Below are 21,190 nucleotides of genomic sequence, written 5' to 3'. Positions count from 1 at the left end.
TCCCTAAAGATTACTTTCAATCAACTGGCGGTATTCGGTCTTTTGCTTCACGCCTTTAACTTCCTTCACCAGTTCCTTGTTTTTGAATAATTGAACAGTTGGCGTTCCTGTCACACCAGCATTTTCAGCAATATCTCGGTCTTTATCGATGTCAATTTCTACAAAGTGAATTTTGCTGTCAAATTCATCCACTACTTTATTTAAAATTGGCTTCAGGGTATGACAAGGGCCACAACCAGGAGAGACGTATTTAACCAAGACTAAGCGATCGCTTTCATGGAACAATTTCCGTAAGGCATAACCTCCTGCATGGCGTGTCTCATTCAAGTTAAATCCAGCTTCTTCCTCGGCTTCAGTCTTTTTGGCTGGCTGATGTTCTAATTCATTGTCTGCTATTTCTGGCTGTTGATGGAATTCTTGAATTAAACCACTGGATGACAACCAACGTTCTGCCAACATCGCCGCCATACAGCCAGTACCCGCAGCCGTAATTGCTTGGCGAAACTCATGATCTTGTACGTCGCCAGCTGCAAAAACGCCTTCTACACTGGTTTCTACAGTACCGTGTTTGGTGACAACGTAACCCACTTCATCCAGTTCTAGCTGCCCCTTAAATAAAGAGGTATTGGGAGTATGACCAACAGCGTAGAATAAACCCTTAGCGTGCAGTTTGCTCTCTTCACCAGTTTTAGTATTGCGGACTTTCACCCCTTCCATGTGACCATTACCGAAGATATCCACGGCTTCTGTGTTCCAATGCACCTGGATTTTTGGGTTGCTCAAAACGCGGTCTTGCATAGCTTTAGAAGCCCGCATTTTATCAGTGCGTACCAACATATTTACCTTAGAACCGTATTTGGTGAGGTAAATTGACTCTTCCGCCGCCGAGTCGCCAGCACCAATTACAGCCAATTCTGCACCGTGAAAAATTGGTGTTGCACCATCGCAAATTGCACAAGCGGAAATACCGCGACTCCAAAATTCATGTTCGCTGGGTAAACCTAAACGCTTTGCTGTCGCACCTGTAGCAATGACGATGCTGTTGGTTTTAAATTCCCTTTCTTGCGATCGCACTGTAAATGGACGCTGACTCAAGTCAACTGATATAACATCTTCAGTATATAGTTCCGCTCCCCAGCGCTCCGCCTGCGCCTTCATCCGATCCATCAGTTCCGGCCCCGTAATCCCTTGGGGAAACCCTGGAAAGTTCTCAACTTCCGTTGTTGTCATTAATTGCCCACCAGGTAAACCCCCGGCTTGGAAACCTTCAAATACAACGGGTTTCAGGTTAGCGCGTCCAGCATAAATGGCGGCTGTGTACCCTGCTGGCCCAGAACCGATAATTACTAAGTTTTCTACTGTTGGGTTAGTCATGAAAATATATGAACTCATAACGACTACGCTTAATATAGCATAATAAATAATGATTGGCTAGGGAAGATGGGAAGCGATCGCCTGATGTGTCTTTTGTTCGCGCCGATCGATTGAAAAAGACCAAGCGCGACTTTGTAGAGTTAGTTCCAGACTTGATGGTTGAGATTAAATCTAAAAGCGACAGAATTAAACCACTTGAAGAGAAGATTCAGTTATTTTTGCAACTTGGGTCTGTAGTCGGCATACTGATAGATCCTGATAAATTGACAGTAACAGTTTACCGATTAAACCAAACTCCAGTGGTGATGCAGAATGGCGATACACTCACACTACCAGACTTACTACCAGGTTGGAAACTGGCGGTATCAGAACTATGGCCACCTGAGTTGGAATAAAGCACTCTCACTCTCACAAATGAAATTAAGAATCTAGCCCTTGGTGAACACCAGGGGCTTAGTTATATCTGTGTCAATTGGGATACAAGGATTCTGGATTGTGTAAACACATCTACCCAAACTTTTTTTCTGAAGGTGATAGGAAAGCGATCGCAGTTGGGTAAGTTATATCTAGAACACACAAGCACTTCCTACCCCAGGGAAAACACTTATGAAAACCGAACTAAAAGCAAAATTTCTCCAACACATTCTCAATAAAAAGAAAAACGAAGAAGGTTTTACATTAATCGAATTGTTGGTTGTTATTATTATCATCGGTATTTTGTCTGCGATCGCTCTACCTTCTTTCTTGAACCAAGCTAACAAAGCCAAGCAGTCAGAAGCTAAAACCTACGTGGGTTCCATGAACCGCGCGCAGCAAGCTTATTATTTAGAACAGAACACATTTGCACTTGCAGGTGAAATTGGTAAATTAGGTCTTGGTATTGCAACACAAACAACAAATTACCAGTACACACTTACTGGTACTGCTAGCCAAGTAACCAACCAAGGAGGAGTAATACTTGCGACTGCACCTCTCAAAAATTATCTTGGTGGTGTGGGTGTAACAACACAAGCTTCTACCAGTGAAGCTACCACCATAGCTCTTTTATGTGAATCTTCACTAACTAGAGTTGGCGGTGAGGGAGCTGTAGCGACTTCTGGTTTCACCGGCACAGGATCACCCAGTTGCCCCAGTGCCTACGTTAGCTTATCCAAGTAGAGAAGTAAGTTAATAGGCGAAATATTACTCATCTACACCACTTGAGATAAAAGTTAATTTGTCATAACGGCTTTTATTAAGCTAAATTACGTATTTTCCCAAGTGGGTAGATTATTCTATCCACTTTATTTCAATTTTGTGTGTGATTTATTCACAATTAGAATTACCATACATTTTTCCATAAGAATCACAATGATTACTGAGATATATAATTGGCAAAATCAGGCTCAACAATACTTCATTCAAGAAAACTATCTGCAAGCAGCACAGTTATACGAGCAAGCAATAGCGATAGAACCAAATACTATCTCCTATTATTGGCATTTAGGATTATTAATGCTATTACAAGAGCAAGAAGCAGAAGCTCAAATGACTTGGATGCTGCCAATGACAGAGGCGGATGAAGAACAGTTACCAATTTGGACAAATGAACTATTTCAATTTTTGCAAATAGAAGCTGAAAGGCGTGAAACACTGGCAGAATATTCTCTATCTTGGTTAATTCGCCAGCACATGCGGGAAATTAATCCTAGCTATATAAACAATTTGCTTCAAATTCTTATACTTTCTATCAAATTGCAAAAATTTGAAGAAATTGATGATTTGAATGAGTGGGGTTTAATCGAGTGCTTAAAAGCGAAAGAAAATATAGAAATAGATATCCACTTATTAATCCAAGTTGTAAAAGAACTATTAACTACTATTCCCTTTCATCCAATTAATCTAAATTTAATAGAAGCTAGTCTTCCTTATTTCTCTGATCCTCATCAATGCTTCTCTATACTGCTTCCTGCTGCTATCAAAATTGGTCATACTTTGCGGCAGCCTTTACTAGCAGCATCTCTGCTAGAATTGCATTTACGATTGGAGCCAGATAATGTAGAAGTTTTGCGGCACTTAGCGACTTTTTATCAAGATGCTCGTAATTATTCTCAGGGTATAGAAACAGCTAGATTGTGTTACTCCTTATCAGAAGGCTTGGCTGATAAAATTTTTGCCCTACATTTGCTGTTAAGGGGTCTAATGTCAGCAGGGGGATATTGGCAAGAGATATGTACAACTTGTCAAGAATTAGAAACTGTGTTTCAACAATTTATTAAAGCTCCACGAATTCCTTTAGAAGAAGGAAGAATATTACGATTACTTACGCCATCTTTTGCAATACCTCACATTAAAGATTCTCCTACTAATTTTAGAGCTATTCATAATCAGGTAGCTGATATTTTTAACTTTTATATTCAAGCTCTTAGTCAATCCGAAGGAAAAAATTATTGTCACGAAATTATCAATAATCGAGGTTTTTCTTCCCCTACTAAGAAATTAAAAATTGGTTATGTATCTTACGCTTTAAGGAATCATTCTGTTGGTTGGCTAGCTCGTTGGTTATTTCAACATCACGATCGAGATAAATTTGATATTCATACTTATTTTGTTAACTATCAATTAGTCAATGACTATATCCAAGAATGGTATCTAAGTCAGGCAGGGAAAGTTCGTCAATTAGGTATGAATGGTCTAGAAATTGCCGATCAGATATATCAAGATGAAATTGATATTTTAATTGACCTTGATAGTATCACTCTAGATATTACTTGTGAAGTGATGGCACTCAAGCCAGCCCCAATTCAAGTTACTTGGCTGGGGTGGGATGCATCAGGCATACCTGCAATTGATTACTTTATCGCAGATCCTTATGTACTACCAGATCATGCACAAAATTATTATATAGAGAAAATTTGGCGATTACCCCAAACTTACATAGCAGTAGATGGTTTTGAAGTTGGTGTACCAACTCTCCGCCGCGATGACTTGGATATCCCTATGGATGCCGTTGTATATCTCAGTGCCCAAAGAGGATATAAACGCCATCCAGAAACGACAAGGTGGCAAATGCAAATTATCAAACAAGTACCTAACAGCTACTTTTTGATTAAAGGACTTGCTGAGGAGGAAACAATTAAACGCTTCTTTTACCAAATTGCTGAAGAAGAAGGTGTAGATTGTTCTCGATTACGATTTTTACCACAAGTCTATTTAGAGTCAGTTCATCGTGCTAATTTAGGCATTGCTGATATTGTATTAGATACATTTCCCTACAACGGAGCGACAACAACCTTAGAAACATTATGGATGGGTATCCCCTTGGTGACAAGAGTCGGCGAACAGTTTGCAGCGCGTAACAGCTACACCATGATGATGAATGCAGGTATCACAGAAGGCATTGCCTGGACTGATGAAGAATATATTGAGTGGGGTGTCCGCTTGGGGAAAGATGAGACTTTACGCCAGCAGGTGGCCTTGAAATTGAAAGCATCTCGACAAACAGCACCCTTATGGAATGGTAAGCAGTTTACCCGTGACATGGAAAAGGCTTACGAGCAGATGTGGCAGAGGTATCTTGATATTTAATCATGCTTTTAGTGAGGGCTTGAGAAACCATCTCTTTCAACGCAAACAAATGAACTAATAAAAGGCAATCAATAAAAGTCTGTCTCTGGCTAGCTTCTAATACCAAGTTGTCTTTGATCGTATTATTTGCTCGCAAGTCAGTCCAAGAGCCACCTTAGTTACAAACAAGACTAACTTTGGCAACTTGGTATAAGAAGGCATAAAGCAGTTTGAAGCAGACATCAAAAGACAAAGAATCATCCTCAAGATTCAAGTTAAAACCAGAAATATGGGGATTTAGGTGGATCTCTGAAGAATTTTCAGAATAACGATTAGTTTGAAATCGCGGGACTAGCCCGCCTTTGGCATTGCCTACCTAAAAATTCTATTTCCAACCCCGATTTCGGCAATATTTTAAGTACGATTGCTTATTGATAAATATTACGTGACATTAAACTATCACGAATGCTTCGAGGTACGTTATCTGCAAGGCTTAACTCTGCAATGTTTTCTCTTCTTCTGAAGTCAGCAGAATTCTTAATAGTGCTGGCATTTTCGAGCGCCTATTGCTTTTCGCTCTTATTCTATAATTTTTTTATGCTCCAGTATTTATACTGATGGCAATTGTTATTTACCTTTATATTATGATGTCCATTAGCTAAAGATAAAACAAAATGAAAGTTGTAATTTTAGCTGGAGGATTAGGAACTCGTCTGGCAGAAGAAACAGAAATCATCCCAAAACCAATGGTAGAAATTGGTGGTCGCCCTCTACTTTGGCATATTATGAAAATCTATGCTCATTATGGGTATAAAGATTTTTACATTGCTTTAGGCTATAAAGGCGATTATATTAAACGCTATTTTTTGGAATATTACAATTTAAATTCTAGTATGACTATTAATTTACAAGATGGTCATGTAGATATTCATAATAATGCAGCCGAGGATTGGATTCTTCATCTCATGGACACAGGATTAGACACCATGACAGCAGGTCGAATCAAAAGATTACAGCCTTGGTTAGATAATGAAACATTTATGGTTACTTATGGTGATGGAGTTGCTAATTTAAACATTAAGGAATTATTAGAATTTCATAAATCTCATAAATGTTTAGCAACCGTAACCGCAGTCCGTCCTCCAGCCCGTTTTGGAAGTTTAAGATTTCAAGGTGATTTAGTAGATGAATTTCTGGAAAAATCTCAAATGGAAGAAGGTTGGATTAATGGAGGATTTTTAATTTTTGAACCCAAGATTTTTGACTATTTAAAGGGTGATGATGAAGTATTAGAAGTTGCTTTATTAGAAAAACTAGCTAGTGAAGGACAATTAGCTGCCTATCGTCATTATGATTTCTGGCAGTGTATGGATACTTTGAGAGACAAATACAGATTAAAAGATTTATGGGATAGTGTTAATCCTCCTTGGAAAGTGTGGAATTAAGTATGATTAATAGCTCTAATTTCTGGCAAGATAGACCAATTTTTATTACAGGTGCAACGGGATTGGTTGGTAGTTGGTTAGTTAAACATCTATTAACCGTTGGTGCGGATATTGTTTGTTTAGTTCGAGACTGGATTCCTCAAAGTTTTTTGATACAAAGTCGAGTCTTAGAAAAAGTTAAAGTTGTTAGAGGTGATATTTGTGATCAAGCTCTGTTACAAAGAATTTTAGAAGAATATGAAATTAATACGGTTATTCATTTAGCCGCTCAAACCGTCGTAGGAGTTGCTAACCGTAACCCCATTTCTACTTTTGAAACTAATATTGCTGGTACTTGGCGTTTACTTGAAGCTTGCCGTCATAGTTCTACAGTCAAACAAATTATAGTGGCATCTTCAGATAAAGCCTATGGAGAACAGGTACAGTTACCTTATGAAGAAAATACTCCCCTAAAAGGTATACATCCTTACGATGTAAGTAAATCTTGTGCTGATTTAATTACTCAAACTTATGCCCATACTTATAATTTACCAGTAGCGATCGCCCGTTGTGGAAACTTTTATGGTGGAGGTGATTTAAACTGGAGTCGAATTGTACCAGGAACTATTAAATCTATCTTAAAAGAAAAAGCTCCTATAATCAGATCTAATGGTTGCTTTGTCAGAGATTATTTATATGTAGAAGATGGTGTGAAGGCTTATATGTTATTAGCAGAAAACTTATCACAGCACCCTGAATTGGTTGGCGAGGCATTTAATTTTTCTTTAGAGATAAAATTAACAGTTTTAGACTTAGTAGAAAAAATATTAGCATTAATGAACTCAGATTTGAAGCCAAAAATTTTAAATCAAGCGAGTAATGAAATTAAAAATCAATATTTATCTAGTCAGAAATCGAGAAAAATATTAAATTGGTATCCTTCATTTGATCTAGATACAGGATTAGAAAAAACTATTAATTGGTATCAAAATCTTTTAAAGTAAAAATGAATGAAAAAGAAACAACTATTGCGATCGCAAATTCTCCAACTAGTAGCAGAATATTACTCAGAAGCATTTCCGCAACGTGAATTTATACCAGGAGAAACACCTATACCAGTATCAGGGAAAGTATTTGATCAAACAGAACTACAGTATTTAGTAGATTCATCCCTAGATTTTTGGTTAACAACCGGACGTTTTGCAGCCGAATTTGAGGAAAAATTTGCCCAATGGATAGGGGTTAAACATTGTTTATTAGTAAACTCAGGCTCATCAGCTAATCTATTAGCATTAACTGCACTAACATCTCCAGAATTAGGAGAGAAAAGATTAAAGCCTGGAGATGAAATAATTACCGTAGCTGCGGGTTTTCCTACCACAGTCAATCCGATTTTTCAAAATCAATTAGTCCCAGTATTTTTAGATATAGAAATTCCCTCTTATAACATAGATATCACTCAATTAGAAGCAGCATTATCAGAACACACTCGTGGGATAATGATCGCTCATGCATTAGGTAATCCATTTAATGTAAAGATAATAACTGAATTTGTCCAAAAACATAATTTATGGTTAATAGAGGATAATTGTGATGCATTAGGAAGTTTATATCAAGGACAAAAAACAGGAACATTTGGACATATAGCCACAGCAAGTTTTTATCCTGCTCATCATATGACGATGGGAGAAGGGGGAGCAGTATTAACTAATGATTCTAAATTAAAAAAAATCCTAGAATCTTTGAGAGACTGGGGAAGAAGTTGTTGGTGCCCTCCTGGAGTAGATAATACTTGTAATAAAAGACTTGGTTGGCAATTAGGTGAATTACCTTTTGGGTACGATCATAAATATACTTATTCCCATATTGGCTATAACTTAAAAATGACCGATATGCAAGCTGCTGTAGGCTTGGCACAATTGGAAAAATTGCCTCAATTTGTGCAGAAAAGAAGGAAAAACTTTGATTTTATATATCAAAAGTTAATAGACTTGCAAGATGTATTAATTTTACCGAAACCTACCGATGAATCAGAACCAAGTTGGTTTGGTTTTCTGATTTCAGTCAAAGAAAATGCTGGGTTTAATCGCTATGAATTGGTGAAATATTTAGAAGAAAATAAAATAACAACAAGACTATTATTTGGAGGAAATTTAATTAAGCAACCAGCTTATAAAGGCTTAAAGTATCGAGTAGTGGGGGATTTAACAAATACTGATTATGTAATGAATAACAGTTTTTGGGTTGGAGTATATCCTGCTTTAAATGAAAATATATTTTTATATATGGTAAAACACCTATATAAATTCTGTGGACGAAAGAGAATATGACGAAAATATTAATAGAGGATTTAGAACATATTCTCATCCATACAGAATCATTATGGGATGAAATGAATGAAAAGCGGATATTTATTACCGGCGGAACAGGTTTTTTTGGCTGTTGGTTGCTAGAAAGTTTTACTTATATAGTTGATCAATTAAAATTGTCTGCTCAAGCAGTGATTTTAACAAGAGATCTAGAGAGATTTAAACAAAAATGTCCTCATTTGTTTAATCACCCTGCTTTAGAATTTTATCAAGGGGATATCTGCAATTTCCCCTTCCCTAAAGGAGAATTTTCTTACTTAATTCATGCAGGAACTTCTACTAACGCTAGGTTATATGAAGATAATCACTTAGGAATGTTCAATGAGATCATAGAAGGGACAAGAAGAACCTTAGAATTTGCGAAAGTATCAGGAGTAAAAAAATATTTATTAACTAGTTCAGGTGCAGTTTATGGCAAACAACCTGATACGATGTCTCATATTCCTGAAACTTATGAAGGTTCTCCCGATACTTGTAATATATCATCCAGTTATGGAGAAGGAAAAAGAGTTTCTGAATTACTTTGTAAATTATATAGTCAAGAATATGGTATAGAAACTAAAATTGCCCGATGTTTTACATTTGTAGGAGCATATTTACCCCTTAATCTTCATTTTGCTATTGGTAATTTTATTCGAGATGCAATAGAAGGTAAAAATATTGAAATTAAAGGAGATGGAACACCATTAAGATCGTATTTATATGCGTCAGATTTGATGATTTGGTTATGGACAATTTTATTTGAAGGTAAAAGTTCTTTTCCCTATAATGTTGGATCAAATCAAGAAATTTCTATTAAGAATTTAGCTGAATTAATTGGGAAAATTTATGAAGTGAAAGTGAATATTCATCAAATATCAAAACTAGATCAGCTTCCTAATCGCTATGTGCCATCAATCAATAGGTCTTTATCATTGTTAGAGGATCAAACTATGGTAGAGCTTACAGAAGCTATTAAAAAAACTTTTGTTTGGTATGGTATGCAACATAGGTTAAGGCGATAGTGTACTTTTTCCCTTTCACTTTATGGATGTGTATAAACAATAAGCTATCTGACATTTAACTTGTATGGTTTGTTTCACTGAAAAATGGGAATTATAAATATATATAAAGGATGCTAAAGATTAAGCAAGAATGCTGCAATTTTTTGTACCAAATATAATATTGATTTCTCATAGTCTGTTTTCTGGGTGATTAGCTCAATGATTTACCTGCTTTGACATTAACAAGGTTGTCTGTAGCTCCAGCTAATAAGCATCGTTCTGTACAAGAAAAAATGGACATAATTACTACACATCTTGGAGGGCAGGGCGCAGTCCCTGAATTTCTCTATCTCTTATTATCCAATAATATTGATAATCCCAAATCATCTTAATATAAAAACTATGATTAAATTGTCTGACTATGTTATCCAATGTATCGCTAAACAGGGAGTAAAGCATGTTTTTATATTACCTGGTGGCGGTGCAATGTACTTAAATGATTCATTAGGAAATATTCCAGATATTGAATTTGTTTGTAATCTCCATGAGCAAGCAAGTGCAATCGCAGCCGAGGCTTATGCCAAAGTAACGAATAATCTAGGTGTTGCTCTTGTTACTACTGGGCCAGGAGGAACAAATGCTGTTACAGGTGTAGCCGGAGCATGGTTAGACTCAACTCCATGTTTATTTATTTCTGGTCAAGTAAAAAGAGCAGATTTAAAAGGAGATTCAGGAGTTAGACAACTGGGAGTTCAAGAGGTAGATATAGTTTCTATTGTTAAATCTATTACCAAGTACGCTGTAATAATTACAGAGCCAAATACGATTAGATATCATATTGAAAAAGCTATTTATTTAGCTAAATCTGGTCGTCCAGGTCCAGTGTGGATTGATATCCCTTTAGATGTTCAGGCTGCCATGATTGAACCTGAGACACAGGAGGGGTTTAGTGCTCAAGAGATTGAATATCATTTTGATATTACTCAACTTTCTGAAAAACTCCATCAACTGATTGAGTTATTAAATGAGTCAGAAAGACCGGTAATAGTAGTCGGCAACGGGGTGAGATTAGCTAGTGCACAGGCTGAATTTCTAGAGCTAATTAATTATTTAGGTATTCCTGTTTTAAAAACTTGGTTAGGACTAGATTTAATAGCTGATGATCATCCATTGTGTTTTGGAAAACCGGGTTCGATGGCTCCACGAGGAGCAAATTTTACTTTGCAGAATTCCGACTTACTCTTAAGTATTGGTGCCAGATTAGATATGGCAATGACAGGTTATGCTCACGATAAACTAGCAAGAGCAGCAAAAAAAATTATTGTTGATATCGATCTGGCAGAAATCAACAAAATGAAAACCACTATTCATCTGCCAATTTGTGCTGATGCTAAATACTTTCTGCAAGAACTTTTAAAACAAAAAGAAAAAATTCAACACAAAGATTTATCTTGTTGGTTAGGATATTGTCAAAAATGGAAACACAAATATCCAGTCGTGTTGCCAGAATATTGGAATCAAACAGAAGGGGTTAGTGCCTATGTATTTTCTCAAGTATTAGCAGAAGAACTGACAGGACAAGACGTAATAGTTTCAGGGAGTTCGGGTAACGCCATTGAAACATTTTTGCTGGTTTTTGCTGTAAAAGCTGGTCAAAGAATTTTTCATACTAGAGGATTAGGGTCTATGGGCTTTGGATTACCAGCCAGTATAGGCGCTTGTCTTGCCAGTGGTCTTAAACGCACAATATGTGTAGATGGCGATGGTGGATTTCAGATGAATATTCAAGAATTAGAAACAGCCAAACGCCTAAATTTACCTATTAAATTTTTTGTTTTCAACAACCAAGGTTTTGCATCCATTAGAAATTCTCAGCAAAAGTATTTTAGTCGTTTAGTTGGTGCAGACACAACAAGTGGTTTGTCTTTACCTGATATACTCAATGTTGCCTCTGCTTATGGTTTAGCCACTACACAAATATCTACTTCAATTAATTTAAGAGAACAAATTAGAGAGATTCTTAACAGTAATGATTTAATGCTGTGTGAGGTTATAGTGCCAAAGAATGAAGTCCGTGCACCAAGCTTATCATCTTTAAAGAAAGAAGATGGTACTATGGTTTCTAAACCTTTGGAGGATATGTGGCCATTTTTGGATCGAGAAGAGTTTATTTCTAATATGATTGTTTCACCATTATTAGAATAATACTTATTGATTAAAGTTTGTGCTTCAAAAAATAGGTATTTAAACATATGCTCATTGAAAAAAATCTAGCTAAATATATTATTTTTTCTGAAGAAAGTATTCTTAATGCCTTGAAAAAAATTAGTATAAATGGCAGAAGAATTATATTTTCTTTGACAGAAGATGGAGTTTTAGAGGGTATTTTTACAGATGGAGATTTCCGGAGATGGATAATTGCACAAAATGATATGAACCTCAATCAACCCCTTTATTTAGCTTATAACAAAAAGTTTTTATTTTTTTGGGAAGATGAGGATTTAAGCAAATGTGAATCTTACTTTTCTCAAGGTGGTGAAGTAATCCCAATTCTGGATCATAAACGCAGATTAGTGGCGATAGTTTGGAATCGTTCATCAGGGATATTCATTGGAGATTTTGTCATTAATCATAACTCGCCAACTTTTATTATTGCGGAAATTGGCAATAACCATAATGGAAGTTTAGAAAATGCTAAAAAACTAATTGATTTAGCTAAAGAAGCTGGAGCAAATGTTGCTAAATTTCAAATAAGAGACTTAGCATCTCTTTATCACAATGGCGGTAATGCTAATGATGCCTCTGAAGATTTAGGTTCTCAATATACATTAGATTTGTTATCTAAATTTCAACTCAGCCAAAACGAAATGTTTGCTGCGTTTGATTATTGTAAAGAAAAAAATATTCTTCCACTATGTACTCCCTGGGATATAGAAAGTTTAAGCTTACTACAAAATTACGGTATGCCGGCTTATAAAGTAGCTTCTGCTGATTTAACTAATTATGACTTATTAACAGCCCTAGCTCGTACTAAAAAGCCTTTAATTTGTTCCACAGGAATGTCTAAGGAGTCAGAAATTATTGATGCTGTGAGAGTGTTGAAAAGTTTAGGAGCAGAGTACATATTGCTACACTGTAATTCTACTTATCCTGCCCCCTTTAAAGATATTAATCTCAATTATTTAGATCGTCTTAAAGAAATTGGTGAATGTCCAGTAGGTTATTCTGGTCACGAACGAGGAATTTATGTAACTATCGCGGCGGTAGCAAAAGGTGCAAAGGTAATCGAAAAACATTTTACTTTGGATAAATCTTGGGAAGGTAACGATCATAGGGTTAGCTTGTTGTTTCCCGAATTTAAGGCAATGGTAGAGGGAATCAGACAAGTAGAAGAAGCAATGGGAAAAAACTCAGAACGTTCTCTCAGCCAAGGCGAGTTAATGAATAGAGAAATATTAGCTAAAAGTTTAGTAATTACACGCAATTTAGCACCTAAAGAGATTATTACAGAAGATATTATTTCTGTAAAAAGTCCAGGACGTGGATTACAACCTAATCGTAAACAAGAACTGATTGGATTAAAAGCTAAGAGAAATTTTAAAGCTGGTGATTTCTTTTTTGATAGTGATTTAATACCAGAAATCATCCAACCAAGACAGTACATTTTCTCAAGAAAATGGGGAATACCAGTTAGATATCATGATTTTAAAAAATTATCTGTAAAAACAAACCCTGACCTGTTAGAATTTCATCTCAGTTACAAAGATATAGAAACTGATATCTATGAATACTTTGACTCTATTTATAATCATCAATTAATTGTTCATAGCCCTGAATTATTTGCTGGCGATCATATTTTGGATTTATGTTCGCAAGATGAAGCCTATCGTCAACAGTCAATTAAAAATCTACAAAAAGTTATTAATATCACAAGAGAAATAACAAAATTTTTTCCCAATACCACTAGAACAAAAATAGTAACCAATGTAGGAGGATTTACTTCGGATGCTTTTCTACCAGTAACAAAACGGCACAAATTATATGAAATTCTCTTAGATAGTATGACCAAAATAGACCAAATAGGAGTTGAGATTATTCCCCAAACTATGCCTCCTCTACCTTGGCATTTTGGCGGACAGAGATATCATAATATATTTGTTGATCCTCATGATATAGCTTCTTTCTGTCATGATTACAACTATCGGATTTGTTGCGATATATCTCATGCAAAACTAGCTTGCAATTACTATAAATGGTCTCTGACAAAATATATTGAAGAAGTTGGAGAATACACTACTCATATGCATATTGCTGATGCTAAAGGTGTAGATGGAGAAGGGCTACAAATTGGAGCAGGCGAGATTCATTTTCCTGCTCTTGTTGAAGTTTTAAGTAAAGTAACTCTTCAAGCGTCTTTTATTCCTGAAATTTGGCAAGGACATAAAAATGAAGGAGAAGGTTTTTGGATAGCTTTAGACAAACTTGAACATTTTTTTGAAAATTAGTACACTGGTTGGCTATTTTAAATGTAATTAACTCAATTTAAAAACCATTTTTAGGGAGGTAAATTATAATGGATGATTTTAAATTACTAACACAAAATTTAAGTAATGAGTGCTTACTCGCTGGGGAAATTGACACATTATTTAGCAGCGATATTGATTCAGTTATCAAACGAGAAAGGGAGTCTTTTGATAAATTAGCTGCTCCTTTTGAAAAATCAATTGTTTTATTTGGATCAGGGCAATTAGGAAGAAAAACATTAAAAGGATTACGAAAAATAGGTATTGAACCCCTAGCATTTGCCGATAATAACTCGAAACTCTGGAATCAGTCTGTTGATGGACTAACTGTATTATCTCCTGAAGATGCAGCCGAAAAATTTGGCACCAAATCCGTTTTTGTAGTGACAATTTGGGGAGCTTGTAGTACTCATAGATTAGCCCACACAAGAGAACAGTTAGAACGACTGAATTGCTCAAAAGTGGTTTCCGTTGGGTTTCTCTTTTGGAAATATCCTGAAACGTTTTTACCTCATTACAGCCTAGATTTACCCCATAAAGTTTTCCAAGAAAAAGAAAACATTAAAAAAGTTTTTTCTTTATGGGCGGATGAGCAATCACGACACGAATACCTAGCACAGCTGCGTTGGCGAATGTTTCTGGATTTTGACAGTTTGCCCACTCCTATTATTCAAGAACAATACTTTATCCAAGATTTCTTTACCTTATCATCTACGGATGTATATGTAGATTGTGGTGCTTATAACGGGGACACTATTCAGGCTTTTTTGCGGCATCAAGATTCATTCTTGGGCAAAATTATTGCCTTAGAGCCAGATCCTAAAAATTTTGAGAAGTTGCAGCGATACGTTTCTACTTTGCCTAACACTATTAAAGAAAAGGTTACGATTTTACCTTTAGCAGCTGGTAAGCAAAAAACGAAATTACGTTTTGCATCTACTGGTACTAGTTCTTCATCAATAACAGATAGCGGCACACTGGAGATAGATTGTATTTCTTTAGATGAAGTTTTAGCAGACTGTTTGCCTACATTCATCAAAATAGATATCGAAGGTGCTGAATTAGATGCACTTGCTGGGTCGAAGGCAATAATTCAGAATGCTTTTCCTATTCTTACAATCTGTGCCTATCATTGCCAAGATCATTTATGGCAAATTCCTTTGTTTATCCATTCCCTTTCCAATAAATACCGATTTTTTTTAAGACCTCATGGGGTAGAAGTTTGGGATTTAATTTGTTACGCCGTTCCTGTTAGTCGTTTAAAACTAGGGTTGTAAGAATATATCCATGCATCAAAAATATATACGCAAATGCCCAATCTGTAATAGTAAAAATAAGAGCTTACTCTTTAGACAAAAATTTTCAACTTTGTCTGATAGTAGCTTATTGACCGGGTATGATGTTATTGTTTGTCAAGATTGTGGGCTTGGATTTGCGGATAATATTCCCGAACAAACTGAATTTGATATTTATTATCAGGAAATGTCAAAGTATGAATATCAAGATAGTGGTGGGAAAGAATCAGAATTTGATCTGATGCGTTTTCAGATATATTTAAACACTATTAAACCATATCTTCCTTCAACAAAATCTTCAATACTTGACGTAGGTTGCGCTACTGGTCGTCTTCTATCTTTATTTAAAGAAAGTGGATATGAAAACATCCAAGGTTTAGATCCTTCTCCTGTATGTTGTGAAGTAGCAGCAAAGTTGTATGGGATTTTAGTGCAAACTGGAAATCTTTGGGATGTAGAAATTCCTGAAAAATCTTTTGACTGCATTATATTAAGCGGTGTATTGGAACATATTCGAGATTTAGATAGGGCATTATCTATATTGGGTAATATGTTATCTGATGATGGAATACTTTTCATAGATGTTCCCGATGCTAGCCGATTTTCTATGTATTCAGATGCTCCATTCCAGCAATTTAGTATGGAACATATTAACTTTTTTTCACCTATTTCTTTATCTAATTTGGTGAAACACTTTGGTTTTTTTGAGTTACTTTCTTTGCAAGAATCCTATCCTCAAAGCGCCAATACAGTCTCAACATCAGTGATGGGTATTTATAAAAAAATAGAAAATTTAGCTCCTATTTATATAGTCAGAGATCAAGTAACACAACTTGACTTAACTACGTATATTAAGCAATCTCAAAAAATTGAAGAGTGTATCCATCAAATTATTAATGATGTCGTTGATAAAGGTTCTCCTATCTTTGTTTGGGGAACTGGCACTCATACATTGAGATTGATGGAAACTAGCAGATTATCTCAAGCAAAAATTTTGGCTTTCATCGATTCTAATCATCGCTATCAAGGAAAAAAATTATTTGATATTCCCATCATTGCTCCTGATGATATAAAAAATAAACATGAACCAATTCTTATATCATCACGAGTGTTTCAAGAAAGTATAAAAATACAAATTAGAGACATACTTAAACTTGAAAATGATTTAATCTTACTTTACTAAAGGATGGCTAATATAAATTCGTTTTTTTTAAGTTAATGTCAAACTATTACATATTTATAATTTGGTATTCTCCTAATTTTGTATTTTAAATATTCAAACAAAATAATTGAGGTAAAAACATGAATCAGCCCTTATTTTCCATTGTTATACCGACCAGAGAAAGACATTTAACCTTGCCCTACGCAATGGAAAGCGTATTAAATCAGAGTTATAAAAATTTTGAATTAATCATTATGGATAACTTTAGTAGTGAAGAAACCTATGAAGTTGTTCATCAATTTCTAGATAAGCGAATTAAATATTTTCGCGCTAATGAGAGACTCTCTATATCTGAGAATTGGGAATTGGGATTGTCTTATACTACTGGAGAATATGTTTTTGTTTTGGGAGATGATGATGCTTTAATGCCTGATGGACTTGAACTAGCTTCAAAGCTAATAAATGAGTATAACGTTGATATTGTTTCTTGGCTGCGATACTCATATGGATGGCCAAATGCAATCGTACCTTGGGTAAGAAATAGACTACAGCTAAGTTTGTTGTCTCATGCTGAGTTGTGGAATTCAAAAGAAAGACTGAAACAATTTTATAATTATCAGCTATCCCATGAATTTTTGCCTATGGTTTACAATTCTTTTGTTAACCGAAAAATAATTGATCGTATTAAATCGATCTATGGCAAATATTTTATGTCATCTACTATGTCGGCAGCCCCAGATGTTTACTCTGGTCTTGTTAATGCGTATTTTACTGATAGCTATTTATATTCTTTCCGTTCTATATCTATTATTGGAAGTTCAGGATATAGTTTAGGCGCATCAGTCTGTTTCCAAAGTTTCAAGTCGGAACCTTTGAAAGATGCTCTAAAAGACGAAAAGGAAGATTATCGCTCAAAAGTGCATCATAGCTTAATTTATACAACTAATCAGGAGATAGGTTTTGCACACGTACAACTTTGCACTAAAGAATTATTTTTCCCATCTGATACAGAATTCGAGGTAAATATAGAAAATTTATTAAATTTTGTTACTCAACACATTAATAGAGATCCGGGTACATATGAAATAACATTAAAAGATATTGAGGCACTAGCCCAAAAGCATGGTATTTCTGTTGCTAAGTTGAACATACCCGATAAATTGACTAATTTGAATATTGATGTAGAGGGATACCAAGGACTTGTTTTTAGCTCAGAGGGGACTCCAAGGCAATTAATTATTAACTGTGAGCAAGTAGGGATATCAAATGTTGCTCAAGCAGTTAAACTGGCACAGGGAATATTGCCTAGAATTGAAAGTATCATAGTCCCTACTACTCATGTTAATAAACTTACTAAAGAAGAGGAGTTAGAACTTAAATATCAAAAATATCAAGAAAAAGAACAACCAGTACCAAGAGTTTTGGTAGATGGGGTATTTTTTCAACTCTATAAAACCGGAATTGCTAGAGTTTGGAAATCCCTTTTAGAGCAATGGGCAAACACCAAATTTGCCGAGCATATATTGGTCTTAGATCGGGCTAATACTGCACCAAAAATAAATGGGATTAATTATCGTACTATTCACCCCTACGACTATAACAATACTGAGGGCGATCGCCAGATTCTTCAGCAAATTTGTGATGAAGAAGGAGCAGAATTATTTATTTCAAGCTACTATACCACACCCATTACTACCCCTTCTGTATTCATGGCTTATGACATGATACCAGAAGTACTAGGAGGCAACTTAAATGAACCGATGTGGAGGGAAAAACATAACGCAATTCAACACGCCTCTGCTTTTATTGCTATATCAGAAAACACAGCTAAGGACTTAAGTACATTTTTTCCAGATATACCATTAGAATCAATTACCGTTGCCCATTGTGGAGTAGATTCTCTGTTTTGCCCTGCTTCTGAAGTTGAAATAAACGATTTTAAATATAAATATGGTATAAATAAACCCTATTTCCTATTAAGTGGCTTGGGAGGATATAAAAACGCAATTCTGTTTTTTCAAGCATTTGCCCAACTAAGCAACAAACACAGTTTTGATATAGTAGCGACTGGTGCAGGTAATCAATTACCTTCCGAATGGCGACAATATACTACCGGATGTACTTTTCACGGTTTACAATTAAGTGATGAAGAATTAAGATTAGCTTATGCTGGAGCAGTGGCATTAGTTTATCCTTCTCAATATGAAGGTTTTGGAATGCCAGTAATTGAGGCAATGGCTTCTGGTTCTCCTGTAATTACTACTCCTAATGCCTCCCTACCTGAAGCCGGAGGAGGTGCTGTAATTTACGTCAAAGATGATGATACTGTGGGTATGGTTGATGCTTTATGTGAAGTGCAAAAACCTAGTTACAGAAACTTATTAATTAATGCAGGCTTAGAACAGGCGAAAGATTTTTCTTGGGTCAAAATGGCAGGAATTGTAAAAATAGCCTTAATTAAAGCCTCATTTTTAGATTTGAATCTCAAACAAACTAACATAATTGTTTTTCCAGATTGGTCAACAGAAGAAGAAAAATTAGGATTAGAATTAATGGATGTTATTCAATTAATCACATCCCATCCTAATCATAAGCAAATTACTCTACTGATCGATATCAATGGCGTTGCACAAGAAGAGGCTGATTTATTTTTGCAAGGTATAGCTATGAATCTTATGATAGAAGAAGAAATAGATATAACTGAGAACTTGACAATTTCTTTATTAAGAGATTTGACTGATAGCCAGTGGCAAAGCTTAATTTCTTGTATTAATGCCAGATTTGTTTTAGAACATGAAAATAAACAAATAGTTGCCAATCCGCAAGTAGGGAAAATTCCTTTATTTTCTCTAGAAAATTTATAATTATTTTACGAGTAAATATATTACAGCACTTTCCTGAATCATGAAGTACAGTAGCAGCAGTTAGCAAACCAATTTCGCAGGTGTATAGGATTGATGAGGTTTAAAGCAACTGCAATCAATACATCCACCATTTGAGTAGTTTTTGGAGAAAAAGTTTTGATAAAAGCTTTAAGCTGTGACCACCAATGTTCAATGGGATTGAAATCTGGAGAATAAGGAGATAGATTGATGACACTGGCACCAACAGATTCAATTACCTGACTTCTCAAACAATTCGGTTATCTAACTTTTCACGAATGATTTAGGAATACTATATTTAGATTATAAAAATATGAATAAAATCGGATGTTTCTACTGCATATGTCCCAGTTAACTAATTGAGCGCAGATTTTCGTCCCTTGGAGGTTGTTTGAAAAGTGGTTGGCTGTGATTTTAGGCACTTATTGATCAACCGGAATCAAAGTCCCCCTTATAAAGGTGGATTTAGGGGGATATAGAATGTTTTGCTACTGACAAGAGGACTTTTTAAACGTCCTCTTAAGTAAAGAGTATTAATTGGATTTCGACTGGTTATTTGTTTGGGAATCGCCATTCCCCTCTTGCTTCTTAATCTGCTCCAATACAGTCTTATAATCTTGCCGAGCGGGGTGCAACTTCACCAGCTTCTCTAAAGGTTCCATCGCACCTTTAGCATCCTTCAATTGCAACCGCACCACAGACAGTTTTTCTAAAGCAAGTTGGTTTTCTGGTTCTCGTTGTAAAACCATCTCGTAGCCCCGCGCCTGTTGCTGTAATACTGACTCAGCAGAAGCAGACGCAGTTGCTGGCTTAGGTTGACTAGCCTGTTGGATTGCTGGAATAATTGCAAATACCGTAGAACCAAAAAACGAGAACATCGACACTATCGTTAAAATCTTTTGTCGCCGCTCAATCTGCTTTTTGCGGGCGATTAGGTATGCTTCGTCTGAACCAGCCATGTATAAATTATTGCTGCCTTAAATAGTTAGGTGTCAGCAACCCTCCTCGTTCTGAGGATACCCATCTGCTCAACAGAAACTAACATCTTGGCTAAAAATTTTTTACACAAACTTTAAAAGCTGACTCTGAAGACGAGTAAACTTTATGGTAATCCCATGCTGTACAGACAATTTAGCTATGCGATCGCTCCTATCCTTCAAAGCAAAACCCTCAAAGCCTTATTCACTGGGCTTAAAATTAAAATTATATAAAGATTTGCGATTATTCAGCCTAATGCCAGATGTTTGCAGTATTATAAGTGACGTTAAAAAAATCATAAATAGTGGAAATTTCTACTCAATTGCAAATTTCGCTGTCAGTCAAAAACTTTCAAACTAGCTCGTGTCATCTGGTTTTTTCAACAAGCAAACATATTTTTCACGATCCAAGCGATATAGGATTTTCCCAGTTATCCTCAGTCACACTACATAGTGCAACTTCCCTGATGGCTAATTATTTTGCTCGGTGTCCACAATAGATATCTTACAAAAGGTAGTGTTGCACTCTAGTGGTTATGGGTTACAAGAAAGAAGACAGGGAAAAATTAAAGGGAAATAGAAACATCCTTTATCTCTTAACTCTTCCCTCTGAACCTTTACCCAATTTTTGCAAAAAGTTTAAGGACTGCTTGGT

Annotated in this window: 13 protein-coding genes and 2 pseudogenes; 12 read left to right on the top strand and 3 right to left on the bottom strand. The window is 35.6% G+C overall.

Annotation, left to right across the window (positions count from 1 at the left end; translation table 11 throughout):
* Window positions 1–3: 3 nt before the first annotated feature.
* A complete protein-coding gene (gene trxB, locus CDG77_RS11830; protein WP_094329564.1) occupies window positions 4–1,374 on the bottom strand; it encodes a thioredoxin-disulfide reductase in 1,371 nt (456 codons plus the stop codon).
* Between the two features lie 74 nt (window positions 1,375–1,448).
* On the opposite strand from trxB, the pseudogene CDG77_RS11825 reads away from it, so the two are divergent.
* The 12 genes and pseudogenes from CDG77_RS11825 to CDG77_RS11770 all read left to right on the top strand — a co-directional run.
* A pseudogene (locus CDG77_RS11825) lies at window positions 1,449–1,769 on the top strand (Uma2 family endonuclease); the annotation flags it as partial.
* Window positions 1,770–1,980: 211 nt separating this feature from the next.
* Window positions 1,981–2,532 (top strand): type IV pilin-like G/H family protein, encoded by a 552-nt coding sequence (locus CDG77_RS11820; RefSeq protein WP_094329563.1) that lies wholly within the window; start codon window positions 1,981–1,983, stop codon window positions 2,530–2,532.
* 192 nt (window positions 2,533–2,724) lie between these two features.
* Window positions 2,725–4,941 carry an O-linked N-acetylglucosamine transferase, SPINDLY family protein gene (locus CDG77_RS11815; RefSeq protein WP_094329562.1) on the top strand — a complete coding sequence of 739 codons (2,217 nt, stop codon included), beginning with the start codon at window positions 2,725–2,727 and terminating at the stop codon, window positions 4,939–4,941.
* Between the two features lie 653 nt (window positions 4,942–5,594).
* Window positions 5,595–6,365, top strand: coding sequence for a glucose-1-phosphate cytidylyltransferase (gene rfbF / locus CDG77_RS11810; protein ID WP_094329561.1), 771 nt, complete (start codon window positions 5,595–5,597; stop codon window positions 6,363–6,365).
* Between the two features lie 2 nt (window positions 6,366–6,367).
* Complete coding sequence (locus CDG77_RS11805) at window positions 6,368–7,348, top strand: GDP-mannose 4,6-dehydratase (protein ID WP_094329560.1); 981 nt, start codon at window positions 6,368–6,370, stop codon at window positions 7,346–7,348.
* Window positions 7,349–7,354: 6 nt separating this feature from the next.
* A complete protein-coding gene (gene rfbH, locus CDG77_RS11800; protein ID WP_094329559.1) occupies window positions 7,355–8,674 on the top strand; it encodes a lipopolysaccharide biosynthesis protein RfbH in 1,320 nt (439 codons plus the stop codon).
* Window positions 8,671–9,717, top strand: a complete 1,047-nt coding sequence (locus tag CDG77_RS11795) for an NAD-dependent epimerase/dehydratase family protein (protein ID WP_094329558.1) — start codon at window positions 8,671–8,673, stop codon at window positions 9,715–9,717. The genes rfbH and CDG77_RS11795 overlap by 4 nt, the downstream gene beginning before the upstream one ends.
* 381 nt (window positions 9,718–10,098) lie before the next feature.
* The gene (locus tag CDG77_RS11790; RefSeq protein ID WP_094329557.1) at window positions 10,099–11,901 is read left to right on the top strand and encodes a thiamine pyrophosphate-binding protein; all 1,803 of its coding nucleotides are present in this window, start codon (window positions 10,099–10,101) and stop codon (window positions 11,899–11,901) included.
* A gap of 47 nt (window positions 11,902–11,948) precedes the next feature.
* Entirely contained in the window at window positions 11,949–14,201 is a 2,253-nt protein-coding gene (locus CDG77_RS11785; RefSeq protein WP_094329556.1) for an N-acetylneuraminate synthase family protein, read from the top strand.
* A gap of 68 nt (window positions 14,202–14,269) precedes the next feature.
* Window positions 14,270–15,496 carry an FkbM family methyltransferase gene (locus CDG77_RS11780; RefSeq protein WP_094329555.1) on the top strand — a complete coding sequence of 409 codons (1,227 nt, stop codon included), beginning with the start codon at window positions 14,270–14,272 and terminating at the stop codon, window positions 15,494–15,496.
* Window positions 15,497–15,587: 91 nt separating this feature from the next.
* On the top strand, window positions 15,588–16,697 hold the full coding sequence (locus tag CDG77_RS11775) for a class I SAM-dependent methyltransferase (RefSeq protein ID WP_190233961.1): 1,110 nt from the start codon (window positions 15,588–15,590) through the stop codon (window positions 16,695–16,697).
* 119 nt (window positions 16,698–16,816) lie between these two features.
* Window positions 16,817–19,540 carry a glycosyltransferase gene (locus CDG77_RS11770; RefSeq protein ID WP_094329553.1) on the top strand — a complete coding sequence of 908 codons (2,724 nt, stop codon included), beginning with the start codon at window positions 16,817–16,819 and terminating at the stop codon, window positions 19,538–19,540.
* A 163-nt stretch (window positions 19,541–19,703) separates the two neighbouring features.
* Here the strand turns inward: CDG77_RS11770 and CDG77_RS39090 are convergent.
* Together CDG77_RS39090 and CDG77_RS11760 are read right to left on the bottom strand one after the other, a co-directional pair.
* Window positions 19,704–19,800: pseudogene (locus tag CDG77_RS39090) on the bottom strand (transposase); the annotation flags it as partial.
* 291 nt (window positions 19,801–20,091) lie between these two features.
* The gene (locus tag CDG77_RS11760) at window positions 20,092–20,517 is read right to left on the bottom strand and encodes a hypothetical protein (protein ID WP_094329551.1); all 426 of its coding nucleotides are present in this window, start codon (window positions 20,515–20,517) and stop codon (window positions 20,092–20,094) included.
* Between the last annotated feature and the right edge of the window lie 673 nt (window positions 20,518–21,190).

The sequence above is a fragment of the Nostoc sp. 'Peltigera membranacea cyanobiont' 213 genome, from assembly GCF_002245975.1.
Lineage (GTDB): Bacteria > Cyanobacteriota > Cyanobacteriia > Cyanobacteriales > Nostocaceae > Nostoc.
Note: the sequence above shows the minus strand (reverse complement) of the source record. Positions and strands in the feature narration are given on the sequence as shown.